Origin of the sequence: Desulfobotulus sp., assembly GCF_034006065.1 — a bacterium.
Taxonomy (GTDB): Bacteria; Desulfobacterota; Desulfobacteria; order Desulfobacterales; family ASO4-4; genus Desulfobotulus.
On the sequence record NZ_JAVETM010000018.1, the window covers coordinates 16,076 to 28,409 of the forward strand.

At 56.4% G+C, this 12,334-nt stretch carries 12 protein-coding genes; 8 read left to right on the forward strand and 4 right to left on the reverse strand.

Features of this window, described 5'->3' with window-relative positions; all coding sequences use genetic code 11:
- Window positions 1-64: 64 nt before the first annotated feature.
- The gene (locus RBR60_RS08585; protein WP_320355740.1) at window positions 65-901 is read right to left on the reverse strand and encodes a histidinol-phosphatase; all 837 of its coding nucleotides are present in this window, start codon (window positions 899-901) and stop codon (window positions 65-67) included.
- 87 nt (window positions 902-988) lie between these two features.
- Between RBR60_RS08585 and radA the strand changes: the two genes are divergently transcribed.
- The 5 genes from radA (at window position 989) to RBR60_RS08610 (ending at window position 6,845) form a co-directional block, all read left to right on the forward strand.
- Window positions 989-2,341: a DNA repair protein RadA gene (gene radA / locus RBR60_RS08590; protein ID WP_320355742.1), complete on the forward strand. Its 1,353-nt coding sequence runs from the start codon at window positions 989-991 to the stop codon at window positions 2,339-2,341.
- 127 nt (window positions 2,342-2,468) lie between these two features.
- Window positions 2,469-3,104 carry an RlmE family RNA methyltransferase gene (locus tag RBR60_RS08595; protein WP_320355743.1) on the forward strand — a complete coding sequence of 212 codons (636 nt, stop codon included), beginning with the start codon at window positions 2,469-2,471 and terminating at the stop codon, window positions 3,102-3,104.
- Between the two features lie 41 nt (window positions 3,105-3,145).
- Window positions 3,146-3,880, forward strand: a complete 735-nt coding sequence (locus RBR60_RS08600) for a YebC/PmpR family DNA-binding transcriptional regulator (RefSeq protein ID WP_320355745.1) — start codon at window positions 3,146-3,148, stop codon at window positions 3,878-3,880.
- A 59-nt stretch (window positions 3,881-3,939) separates the two neighbouring features.
- Complete coding sequence (locus RBR60_RS08605; RefSeq protein ID WP_320355747.1) at window positions 3,940-6,168, forward strand: S8 family serine peptidase; 2,229 nt, start codon at window positions 3,940-3,942, stop codon at window positions 6,166-6,168.
- 158 nt (window positions 6,169-6,326) lie between these two features.
- Window positions 6,327-6,845, forward strand: a complete 519-nt coding sequence (locus RBR60_RS08610) for a protease complex subunit PrcB family protein (protein ID WP_320355749.1) — start codon at window positions 6,327-6,329, stop codon at window positions 6,843-6,845.
- Between the two features lie 76 nt (window positions 6,846-6,921).
- On the opposite strand, the gene nadA is transcribed toward RBR60_RS08610, so the two are convergent.
- Window positions 6,922-7,815: a quinolinate synthase NadA gene (gene nadA, locus RBR60_RS08615; protein WP_320355751.1), complete on the reverse strand. Its 894-nt coding sequence runs from the start codon at window positions 7,813-7,815 to the stop codon at window positions 6,922-6,924.
- Window positions 7,816-7,969: 154 nt separating this feature from the next.
- Window positions 7,970-8,611, reverse strand: coding sequence for an outer membrane lipoprotein carrier protein LolA (locus RBR60_RS08620; protein WP_320355753.1), 642 nt, complete (start codon window positions 8,609-8,611; stop codon window positions 7,970-7,972).
- A 123-nt stretch (window positions 8,612-8,734) separates the two neighbouring features.
- On the opposite strand from RBR60_RS08620, the gene tgt reads away from it, so the two are divergent.
- The 3 genes from tgt (at window position 8,735) to RBR60_RS08635 (ending at window position 11,470) form a co-directional block, all read left to right on the forward strand.
- A complete protein-coding gene (gene tgt, locus RBR60_RS08625; RefSeq protein WP_320355755.1) occupies window positions 8,735-9,853 on the forward strand; it encodes a tRNA guanosine(34) transglycosylase Tgt in 1,119 nt (372 codons plus the stop codon).
- 289 nt (window positions 9,854-10,142) lie between these two features.
- The gene (locus tag RBR60_RS08630) at window positions 10,143-10,589 is read left to right on the forward strand and encodes an OsmC family protein (RefSeq protein WP_320355757.1); all 447 of its coding nucleotides are present in this window, start codon (window positions 10,143-10,145) and stop codon (window positions 10,587-10,589) included.
- A 29-nt stretch (window positions 10,590-10,618) separates the two neighbouring features.
- A complete protein-coding gene (locus RBR60_RS08635) occupies window positions 10,619-11,470 on the forward strand; it encodes a DUF1566 domain-containing protein (protein WP_320355759.1) in 852 nt (283 codons plus the stop codon).
- Between the two features lie 178 nt (window positions 11,471-11,648).
- Here RBR60_RS08635 and RBR60_RS08640 read toward each other — a convergent pair whose 3' ends face one another.
- Window positions 11,649-11,975: a hypothetical protein gene (locus RBR60_RS08640; RefSeq protein WP_320355761.1), complete on the reverse strand. Its 327-nt coding sequence runs from the start codon at window positions 11,973-11,975 to the stop codon at window positions 11,649-11,651.
- Window positions 11,976-12,334 lie beyond the last annotated feature (359 nt).

Here is a 12,334-nt window from a genome sequence, read left to right on the forward strand (position 1 = left end):
ACGGCCTGGGAAGCCGGATGTTTTTTTTAATGTACGGGAATACCGGGTTCTTGGGGCGTAGGCCTCAGGGCTGGATCCCAGGCGTTCTTGCAGGATCCCTGGGCAGGGGGATAAAACTGCGGCGGCGTCTGTAAAAGCTTGCGACTTTGTCGTATCCTGCCCTGCGGATGCGGTGCAGGAGGGCTTCGCTGTAAGCGCCCACGGATTCGGGATCATGGGCGTCCGAGGCGAGGGTGAGGGGAATCTGCCTCTTGGCGCAGCCATGGAGAAAGACGGCCGAGGGATAAGGTTCGCCCATGGGCTGCTCAAGACCGGAACCATTGACCTCCACAGCCAGATCCTTGTCGCGGATGCGGTCCAGGATGGCTTCCATGCGGTTTTCAATGGCTTTGCGTTCCCCAGGCAGGAGGTCGGGAGCGAATTTTTCCATAAGATCGAGATGACAGAGTACATCGCAGAAGTCCGCTTCCACCAGGTCTTCCAGGGCGTCCATGTGGGCATGGTAGAGGGAGGCGGGGGGCAGGTGGGACCAGGAGGCCCTTGCACTGCGGCTGGCGATGTTGTGGCCGAGAACAAAGTGGACGGAGCCGCCCACCAGATCCAGATCAAAGGTTTCGGTGATGCGCCGGATTTCAGGGAGGGCCTGGGGATGAAAATCGATTTCAAGGCCTGCGAGAACGCGTATGGTTCCTTCCCAGGCCATGGCCAGATCCCGGATGGTATTCATATAAAAGGGAATGTCCTTTGGGCCCATGCTGTGGCTTCCGGGAAGGGGAGGCAGGGTGAGGTGATCCAGGAAGGCGATCTCCCGGAGGCCCCTGGCCACGGCGGCCCGAACCATGGCCGCAGGCGCGCCCCTGGCATGGCGGCACAGAGGGGTGTGGATGTGGTAGTCAAGCATGGGAGTGTTCCTGGTAAGCTGTGAAAATACAGGCTGCATGGCTGTCCATGACGCGTGCATCCTAGCCTGATTGGAGCGGGGGGTCAAATGGTGAAAAAGAGTGAAAAGCGTATTTTTGTCTGCCAATCCTGTGGCCACCGCGCACCGCGCTGGATGGGGCGTTGCCCCGAATGTGAGGCCTGGGACAGCTTCATGGAGGAAAGGGAGAGACCTGCTGCGGTGCGTATTGCGGGGGAGCCCCTGGTGTTTCCCATGGATGCCATTCCCCTGGATGCGGAAAACCGCACGGAAACGGGCATTACCGAGCTGGATCGGGTACTGGGCGGGGGGCTTGTGTCCGGCAGCCTGGTGCTGATCGGCGGAGATCCGGGCATCGGGAAATCCACCCTCATGCTTCAGACCCTTGCGGGACTTGCGGGGGAAAACCGGAACGTGCTGTATGTTTCCGGCGAGGAATCCATTCGTCAGATTCGTCTGCGGTCCGAGCGCCTGGGCGCTGTGGCTCCGGGTATCCTGGTGGCTGCGGAAACGGAGGTGGAAAGGGTGCTGCACCTCGCGGAATCCAGAAAACCGGATGTACTGGTCATTGACTCCATCCAGACCATGTTCAGCCCGGAGCTGGCGTCCGCGCCGGGCAGTGTGTCCCAGGTGCGGGAAGCCACCCTGCGGCTCATGGTTTTTGCCAAGCGCAGCGGAATTCCCACCCTCCTTGTGGGGCATGTCACCAAAGATGGGGCCATTGCCGGTCCCCGCCTTCTGGAGCATATGGTGGATACGGTTTTGTATTTTGAGGGGGATCGCAACCACGTCTTCCGCATCCTGAGGGCTGTGAAGAACCGATTCGGATCCACCAATGAAATCGGTGTTTTTGAAATGCAGGAATCCGGGCTCCGGGAGGTGGGCAATCCTTCCGCAGTTTTCCTTGCGGAAAGGCCCGAAGCTGCTGCAGGTTCCGTGGTGACCACCAGCATGGAGGGTTCGAGACCCATTCTGGTGGAGTTACAGGCTCTGGTCACAGGCACGGGCGCGGGCTCTCCCAGGCGGACCATTGCGGGGCTGGACAGCAACCGCGTGGCCCTGCTGGCTGCGGTTCTGGAAAAAAAGGTGGGGCTGAACCTGGCAGGCCACGACATTTTCATGAATGTGGCCGGAGGCGTGAAGGTGGATGAACCTGCCGTGGATATGGGAGTTGTGGCGGCCCTGGCCTCAAGTTTTCTGGACCGGCCCGTGGATGGAAAAACTGTGGTTCTCGGAGAAGTGGGACTTACCGGGGAGGTGCGGGCGGTGAGCCATCTGGAAACCCGCATGACCGAGGCTCTGAAAATGGGGTTTACCCGTTGCCTTGCGCCTGCTTCTTCGGCAAGACGGTTACAGGCGCCAAGAGAAATGGTGCTGGACGGGGTAAGGACGGTGGAAGAAGCCATGGAAAAGCTGTTTTAGTTTTTTAAGGTGAAGCGGCTTTCTGAAAAAAGAAGGGGAGTTTTTTTCCCGGTCACCTTGACGGGAAAATAAAAAAGAACGTATTTAACAGAGATTTTTGCAACACTTATCCTGGAAATGGAGCAGCATGGCGGCAAAAAAAGCCAAAGGTAAGGTCGTGGGAAAAAATCCGGCAAATCCCTGGGAAGACCACTATACCCGGTTGGCCCGCAAGGAAGCCTATGCGGCGCGGTCTGTGTACAAGCTTAAGGAAATCCACACCAAATACGACATTCTGAAAGAAGGTGCCCGCATTCTGGACCTGGGCTGCGCGCCGGGTTCCTGGCTGCAGTATGCGGCGGAGATGGCGGGGTCTTCAGGGGATGTGCTGGGTGTGGATTTAAAACCTGTGCTTCTGGCCTTGCCGCCCCAGGCCCGGGCTGTGGTGGGGGATATCTATGACCTTTCCCCTGAAATCCGGACGTGGATCGGTTCGGGATTGGATGTGGTCTTAAGTGATATGGCCCCTGCCACCACGGGGATGGGGGATGTGGATGCCCTGCGTTCGGCGGCCCTTTCCGAGGCGGCGCTTTTTCTTGCTTCGGAAGTGCTTTTGCAGGGAGGCCATTTTGTCTGCAAGATTTTCCAGGGACGGGGTTTTGATCCCTTTGTGGCGGAGGTGCGCAGGCTTTTTGAAAAAGAGCGGATTTTCAAGCCCCAGAGCTGTCGGAAACAGAGCCGTGAGATTTACGTGATAGGCCTTGGCTTTCAGGGCCGGATTTAAATTAAAAAAGCGGCTGCAGGTGCGGCCGGGGTGGAGGATGTATGGCAGGGCATAGCAAATGGGCGAACATTCGCCATAAAAAAGGTAAGGAAGACATTCGGCGGGGAAAAATTTTCACAAAACTTGCCAAAGAGATCATGGTTGCGGCCCGCATGGGCGGAGGCGATGTCTCCTGCAACCCGCGATTGCGCGCAGCCACGCTGGCGGCGCGGGCGGAGAACATGCCCAAGGACAATATCGAAAGGGCCATCAAAAAGGGAATCGGAGATCTGGATGGGGCCAATTACGAGGAAATCACCTATGAAGGATATGGTCCCAGTGGTGCTGCCGTTCTTGTGGAAGTCATGACAGACAACAAAAACCGCACCGTCGGCGAGGTTCGCCATGCCTTCAGCAAGTGTGGGGGGAATCTCGGCGCCAATGGCTGTGTGGCCTGGATGTTTGATAAAAAAGGGCTTATCGTTGTGGAGCGGGGGGCTGTGGATGAGGAAGCGCTGATGGAAGCGGCCATTGAAGCTGGGGCGGAAGATGTGCGGGAAGAGGGAGACTGCTTTGAAATCTTCACCGCGCCCCAGGATTTTGAGGGTGTCCGGGATACTCTGGAAAAAGCGGGCTTTACCTTTTCCATGGCGGAAGTGAGCATGATTCCCCAGACCATGACCCGCCTTGAAGGCAAAGACGCCCAGCAGATGGTCAAACTCATGGAGATGCTTGAAGACAATGATGATGTGCAGAAGGTACACACCAATGCGGATATTCCCGAGGACCTTGAATAGAAATTCATAAGAAAATGCGGGAGGCCTTTTTCGTTTTTTTCTCTGGTGGGAGGTGGATCATGATCCGAGCCCATATGCTTTGGCTTGTCTGGCTGTTTGTTTTCAGCGCCTGTGGTTCTTCCGGAGAAGTGAAACGGGAAAGCGGGACGGCTAACGAGCCTCCTGTTGCGGAATTTCTCATGGATATTCCTGAAATTTTTACCGATGCTTTCGGGAATGTCCGGGCTCCCGCCAGAATTTATGTGGACGCCGCTCTCTCTTCGGATCCGGACGGCGTCCTTTCGCGTTATGTCTGGCAGGTGAACGGTGAGACCGTGGGAGAAGGGCGCTCCCGCTGGCTGGATCTGAGTACGGCCGGAACCCACCGCATCACGCTGCGTGTTACGGATGATGGCGGTCTGAGCCAGACTCAGGAGCAGTCCCTTGTATTGGATGCGGGAGGACGCCTTTCCCTATCCGGCAAGGTTTATGCGGTTTCCGATGGCAAAGCCGGATCGTCCGGGGCTCTGGGGGTTTCTCCTCTGGATGTGATTCCCGGAGAGATGGTGGTGCGTTTCCGGGAAGGGGGGCCTGGGCTGCGTTCTTCCATGGGGGAAGAGGGGTGGCGTTCTGTGGCAAGGCAGGGCGATAGGACCCTTTTCCGTTTGTCCGGTGAGCGCAGGGTTCTTTCCCAGGACAGGGAAACCGCAGTCCGGGAAACCCTGGATGCAATAAGGGAGATGGCCTTAAGGGCGGATGTGCTCTGGGCTTCGCCCAACCTCCGGCGCCGGGTTTTCACCCTTCCTGTGAACGACGCAGCCTATGTGGAAAACCCGGATCGCTTCTGGCCCCTGGAAGCCATTTTTGCTCCGGGAGCCTGGGAAAAAACCCAGGGACAAGGCGCTGCCATTGCTGTGCTGGATACGGGGGTGCTGGCGGAGCATCCGGATCTTAAAGACCGCCTGGGCCCGGATGGGTATGATTTTGTGGATCAGGATGGGGATCCTGAGGATCCGGGGACGGGCAGCGCTGCCTTCCATGGCACCCAGGTGGCGGGCATCGCCCTGGCCACGGCGAACAATGGCATCGGCATGGCCGGTGTGGCGGGAAAAGCTGTCCTGATGCCCCTCAGGGTCATTGATGCCAAGGGGGAGGTGAGTACCTGGGCCCTGGCTGAAGCCATCCGGTATGCCGCAGGCCTTGAAAACGCCTCGGGCCTTCTCCCATCCCGCAAGGCAGACGTGATCAGCTTAAGCCTCGGGGGCGAGGGGGAGAATCCTCTGGAAAAGGAAGCCGTGGAAGCCGCACTCAGGGCCGGGGTGCTGGTGGTGGCGGCTGCGGGCAATGACGGGGCGGACAGAAAAAACTACCCTGCGGGTTATGCGGGGGTTTTTGCCGTAGGCGGAGTGGGGCGGAATCTGCAACGGCATCCTGACAGCAATTACGGAGACTGGATTTCCCTGGTTGCGCCCTGGGGGCCGGTGTACACCACCTCAGGCTCCCTGATCCGGAAAGAGCCCACCTATACGGGAACCGCCGCAGGTACGTCCATGGCCACGCCCTTTGTTTCCGGTGTTTTAGCCCTGATGCGCAGCCAGCTGCCTACCCTGTCGCTCGCCCAGACCCAGGCCATTCTGGAACGGGGCGGGCTGACCCGGGATCTCGGTGTGGCGGGAAAGGACATGGAGACGGGGTGGGGGCTTGTGAACGCTGCCCAGGCTCTGGAGGGCCTCGGGGGCTTTTTTTTAAGTGCCCTGCCCGAGGCTTTGCATATGGGAATTTCAGGCCTCAGAGCCTTTTTGTATCTGGCCCAGGGGGATGAGGGGGCTTCTTTGTTCATCCAGAAACCCCAGGCTCCGGACTGGATTCGTGTGACGGGAAAAAAAGTCCATGGGGATGGCTTTGGACTTTATGAGATTGAAATTCTCCGGGACCATGGAGATTTTCCTGCGGATGGGGGGGCGACTCACCTGGAGATCCGTGCGTCCTCAGGGCTTTACGTGTATCCCGTTTATGTGGAAGGGATTCCTGCGGCCTCTGTTGTTCTGCCCGATGACAGCTTTGCCGTGGTGCTGGAAAGTCTTCAGGGAGAAGGTAGCCTCCGCATTCCCCTGGACCGGGCGAACCGGGATGCGGATGGGGGGTACCCCTGGGTTGCACCGGAGGTTCCTGCGGGGCTTTACCGGATTTACGCCGAGGGAAAAGGCGGCGTGAAAGGGCATTATCCGGGAAGAAGCGGGGAGGTGGTATGGCTCTATCCCCAGGCTCCGGATACGGACAGACTGGATTTTGTGATAAAAAATCCTTAAAAAAGTATTTTGCAGGCCTGATGTTTGGACCTGACTGGGATCCGAATGGTGAACGGGTATTTGTACAGACGTCAGAAGAGGCGGAAGGACAGACCGGGACCGGGTTTCGGTGATCCTCGAGGGCTTTGTCTGACCTTACCCGGAAAGGAAGAAGAACAATGGGTCAGAGACCGTGGCGAATTCTGGGAATTGTTCTTGCGGCAGGACTTGTGCTGCAGGGTTGCCCTGCGGGCAGAAAGAGCATGGGATCCGCTTCACCGGAAGTGCGTGTCCTGTACCATGGAGCGGATTGCGGTCTGCACAGCGATGCGCCCCTGGGGGTGTGGATCGGTGGGGATTCGGATCTCCTTCGCCTGGGCGAGGGAGCGGGTCGGCTTTGTGAAGCAGGGCGTGATTTTCTGCAGGACGTGGATTTTGACAGAGAAGGGGTCCTGCTTCTGGGGCTGGGAATGCGACGTACCGGAGGTTATGGCATCCGTCTGGCTTCACCGGATCTGGAGGTCAGTGGCGATACGGCCATGATCCGTCTGCATCTTCTGCGTCCTTCCCCCGGAGCCCGGACAATCCAGGTCCTCACCTGGCCCTGTGTGCTTTTGCGCGTTCCCAGGGGGGATTATCGCCATGTCCAGGCCGTGGATGAGGCGGGCCGCCTGGTGGTGAAAACCAGGATCCGTTAAAAATGGTATCCTCGGGACTGGACGAAAAAAAACAGCGTCAGGCGCATGATGCAGAGGCGCCTGACGCTGGGGACGGTTATTTAAGAAAAAGCATGCGGTTGACCGCCCTGAGGGCGGGAATGCGGATTTCCTCAGGAACCGATACCTTGCCGGATTCGGTTGAGAGGCTGTGGAGGAGGTCTTCCAGGCGGATCTTTTTCATGTCCGGGCAGTACATTGCCGTGCTGGCCGGGTAGAAGCGCTTGTCCGGACAGGCCTGTTGCAGGGGGTGGAGAAGGCCGGTTTCCGTACCAATGATGAATTCGGTATGGCTGGATTCCGCAGCCATGCGGATCATGCCCGAGGTGCTGGTGATGGCGTCCGCAAGAAGGAGTACCTCGGGCGGGCATTCGGGGTGGGCGATGAAAAAGGCCCCGGGATGCTGTTTGCGGGCTTCGGCCACGGCTTGCCTTGTGAGGGCGTTGTGAAAGGGGCAGAAGCCTTCCCAGAGGTGGATTTTTTTGCGGGTGCGTGTGGCTGCGTAAAGGGCGAGGTTCCGGTCCGGGGTCATGAGGATTTCTTCACTGTCGAGACTTTCCACCACCCGGAGTACGTTGGCTGAGGTGCAGCATATGTCGGAGAGGGCTTTGACCGCAGCTGTGGAGTTGACATAGGTCACCACAGGAACGCCGGGAAGCTCGGCCTTACGTTTTTTTAAGGATTCTGGGCTTACCATGTCCGCCATGGGGCAGCCCGCATCCGCAACGGGCAGAAGAACGGTTTTTTGCGGTGAGAGGATGGCGGCGGTTTCCGCCATGAAACGTACGCCGCAGAACACAATGATGTCTGCATCGGTTTCTGCAGCCTTGATGCTCAGCTCCAGAGAGTCGCCACACAGATCCGCCACTTCCTGGATTTCCGGTGGTTCATAATTGTGGGCCAGGATGATGGCGTTTTTTTCTCTGGCAAGCTTTCGAATGGTCTCTTTCATGGGTAGCAGTCCTGTATTTTTTTCATGGAAGGGATCTTTGGGAAAAGCGTCCCTTTTTGAAGATTTTCTTGCAAAAGGAGAAAATTTTCAAGGATTATATTGATTTTACATGCATATTCGATGAAGTTCCCCTGAGGTCATGGATCGGGTCTCCTTATTCCGCAAGCTCAAAGATCTGGGTTCCTGGCGGTGGGGTGAAGATGAACATGGAATCCGGGCAGTTTCTGTGGGTTTCTTCTCCGAAAAAGCGGATGCGTGTGACATCCCCGTAGGCATTGAGGGTTTCTGCGCTGATAATACGGCCCGTCTCCCTTTCCGTTTCAATGATAAGCTCCGTGAGGCCGGGTTCGGGACTTTTGGGAAAGAGCCTGATCCGGATGCGTTCTTCTTCTGATGTATCCGTTTCCGTTCGGGTGAAATCCTCCCGCAGGGATGCCATGTCAGAGAGAAAACGGCCGCCTTTTCCCTTGCCGAAGTAGGGAGCCGCATCGCCCCGCAGGACTTCTTTTTCCAGGGGAGAATGAATCCAGAGGGTGTGACCATCCGTGACAATGAGGCGGGGCTCCGGGTTTTCATACTCCCAGCGCATGCGGCCGGGATGGGCGAAGACCACGCGTCCTTCCGCCCTTTCGGAAATCCCCATGGCCGCAAGGATGGAAACCTGTTGAAAATGCGCGGAAAAGCATTGACCGCCATAGCGGGATTCCATGAGGCCCAAGGGATCTGACCCAGCCAGGGTGGATGTTCCGGGCAGAAGCGTGATGAGGACAAGAAAACTGAAAAAAAAGCGATGCATGGTTCCTTCTCCTGTATAAGAATGATACAGCAGGCGCTACGGTAGCGAAAAGCAGGACACTTGTAAACGTCTGCTGCAAGGATGTTTGACCCGAAACAGTAAAAAAGCTTAAAGGAAAAGCGCATGGCGCAAAAAGATATCCAGTTCAGGCTCATGGCCAAAGACAGAAGCGGTGCCCGCAGGGGAAGCTTTACCACCCAGCACGGAACCGTTCAGACACCGGCCTTCATGCCCGTAGGTACGGCGGGATACGTGCATTCCACGCCCACGCGGGATGTGGCGGAAAGTGGGGCTCAGGTGCTTCTGGCCAATACCTACCACCTTTCTCTGGGCGAACGCCTCGCTTCGGTGCGGTACATGGGCGGTCTGCATCGTTTCATGGGGTGGGATCAGACCATTCTGACGGATTCCGGAGGGTTTCAGGTCTTTTCCCTGCCGGATCGGGTGATTGATGATGAGGGCGTCACCTTTTCCTACGAAGAGGACGGGGAGCGGGTAAAGCTGACGCCCGAGCGATCCATGGAGATTCAGCGGGATCTGGGGGCGGACATTGTTATGGCCTTTGACGAGTGTGTCTCCCATACCGCAGACCGGAAGTATGTGGCGAAATCCCTGGCCCTGACCACGGCCTGGGCGAAACGGTGCCGATCCTTCACCCTTGCGGATCATCAGTTTCTTTTTGGCATTGTGCAGGGCGGGGTGTTCGATGACCTGAGGAAGAAAAGCGCTAAGGAGATAACGGACATCCCCTTTGACGGATTTGCCATCGGCGGGGTGAGCGTGGGCGAGGGGTTTGATCTGATGCGTCAGGTGGTGGGGGTCACAGCACCCTGTCTGCCCGAAGACATGCCCCGGTATCTCATGGGGGTGGGCCTTCCGGAAGATATTCTGGAGGCTGTGCATCTGGGGATGGACATGTTTGATTGCGTGATTCCCACACGCTATGCCCGCCAGGGTACCCTCTTTACCCGCACGGGGAAGCTGCGTATCAAAAATAAGAATTTCCGTAAGGATCGCTACCCCCTGGATACTCAGTGCTCCTGTTACACCTGCAAGACCTTTTCCCGTATGGTGCTGCGTTATCTCTTTTTTTCCGGAGATCCGCTGGCAGAGACCCTGGCCACCATCCATAACCTGACCTTTTATCAGGATCTGATGGGGGATATCCGTAAGGCCATAGAGGAAAACCGTTTTGAAACCTTTAAGAGGGAATGGCTGGAGATGTACCGCAGGGGACGTTGATTTCCGGATGGGCGGCGGGACGGAGGAGCAAGGGAATTGACGCCGGGTTTTGAAAAACCTTGGACTCCGGACGCAAAATGGCTTATCCATGGGGCTGAAAATCGACAGCAGGAAGAGGGGGTGGGGCGCTGAGGAGCCCTGCAGGGGAGGAGTCCAGGGGGTGTTGGAGGGAGCCGGAGAGGTAGCCCCCTGGTGAATCCACAGATTTTGAACCCCATCTTCCGCTGGACTTGGGGGAGGATCGGGGCTCACGTGCAACCAGGTTGCAGTGGGGTGGGGTGTTTTGCGTATGGATGCGGTTCATGTTCAAGGCCTTGGCCAGGGGACGTTTTGTCTTGGGCTTGGGGATTCGGAGGCTTTCATCCGGGTGCGGGCCATGGCGCAGCAGGCGGTGGGGGAAAGGGTTTTTTCTCCCACGGATCTTGTGGCTGCGGCTCTGGGGTCCTGTCTTTTTGCCGTTATGGAGGTCCTTCTGGAGCGATGGGGATACAACCCTTCGGATTTCCGCCTGACGGTGAAAAAGGAAATGGCGGATGTTCCCCGCCGTATTGGCGCTTTGACCGTGACAGTAATCCCTCCTTTTCCTCTGGAGGCTCTTGAAAAAAAGAAACTGGAACGGGCCATGGCCTTGTGTCCGGTGAAAAAGAGCCTGGGGCAGGATGTGCGGGTGACCATTCTCTGGGAAGAGCCCCATGGGGATTCCGGGATTGAGTCCGCAAAAGGTCCGGGTCTGTGAACCGCTTTGGGCGACAGGAGAGGAAGTTTATGCGTGTTCAGTTTTTTTTCCGCAGGCTGATGGTTTTGCTGGTCCTTTTGCTGGTGGCCTGTACTGAGAAGGAAGAATATGGGGTGCTGCATATTGTCTCCCAACCTGGCGATGCCCAGATTTTTATCAATGGCGAGAGAAGGGGGAATACGCCGGAGATTGAAAGTCGCGCATTCACGATTCGTCTGAAAAAGGGGTTTTACCGGATAGAAGGTTACAGGCCCATTGATCCGGATATGGAATATTATGGTGTGCGCGAGGATCTTTTTGTGGGTGCCAACACCGAACAGCACCTCTGGCTGCGGATGGAAAAGCGCTTGACAGAAAAGGGCATGGCCAATGCCGCCCTTCTTTATATGGAGCGGGCCTTTGCGGATCGCTACCACGACCTTGGCAACGGCACGATTATGGATTTTGAGACAGGACTCCAGTGGATGCGTTGCAGTGTGGGACAGCAGTGGGATGGGGAGAGTTGTCTTGGCGTGCCCCAGGCCCACACCTGGGCCCAGGCCACGGAGGCGGCGCGGGGGATGAATGTTGTGGGCGGTTATGCCGGGAAGAAAGACTGGCGTCTGCCCTCCGTGGAAGAACTTCAGTCCTTGGTGTTCTGCAGCTCGGGTTATCCGGAGCACTGGAATAACACCGGCAGATCCTGCGAAGGAGAGTATCGCCGTCCTGCCATTCTGGAAGCGGCTTTTCCCAATACGCCCAGTACCTGGTTCTGGACAGGCGAGGAAGATGCGGAAGACCCCCAATCCGCCTGGTTTGTGTTTTTTCATTACGGCAGTAGCCAGACAGGAAAAAAGCACAATGAAAAATACCTGCGCTTTGTAAGGGATGGGGGACTCTGATCCGCGTTAAGTCCGCCTGCAGGGCAATCTGAGCCCCTGGCACCCGATGACGATTTTTTTCAGGGGTATTGGCTACGCCATACCCCTGTCGCTTTTTGCGATGGTAGAAAATGCTGAAATCACAGGCCTGCGTTTTGTTTTCCAATTTGGGAAAGCAGGGCGCGGGCCTGTTGTTTTTTTACTGAGGGATTGAAGAAATCTTTTTTTGCAGTTGAACAGCTGAAGAATTCTGCCGTTTTTTGGGCTTAACTACCCGATATTGATGGTTGAATGACGTTTGTTGTTTGTTTTCTGTATTTTTGAACGGGAGAAATGCAAAAAAGCCGGTTGAAAAAAGCTTGTGTTTTTCATCATTTCTTTTTAAATGGGGCCTTAAATTTTTTAAGGCTTTTTCCTTTTTGTGTAAACGATATGCTGTAAGAGAGAATTCATTTTCAGGGTTTGTTACGCGGATTTTACGGCCCTTTGGAAAAAGTGTTTTTTGCCTTCGCCGGTTCCTACCCATGGGGCTGCGCGGGCAGAGGACGCCTTTATTCCTGTCCTGATGCGATGCGATATGCCCTGCTCAGGATCAGGAGAAGGTTTTCGGATTCCTTAAGGATTGTTATGCGCGATCCCCGGTCTTTTTGGACTTGTGGTCCTGGGTTGTTTTTTAACCTTAAAGAAACGACAGGAAAGAATTCTTCTGATAACAGGCTGAAACCTCAAAAACTGGTTGAAACAATGAAATCAGCAAGGGTGTCCAGGTTCTTGGGTGCAATTTGTGCGTTTTTCGCCGAAGGATTGGCGAAGTCTCTGGCATGGATGTTTTTTTTCTGCCTGATCTGCTTCTGGCAGACATCCGCGGCTCTGGATTTTCCAAAG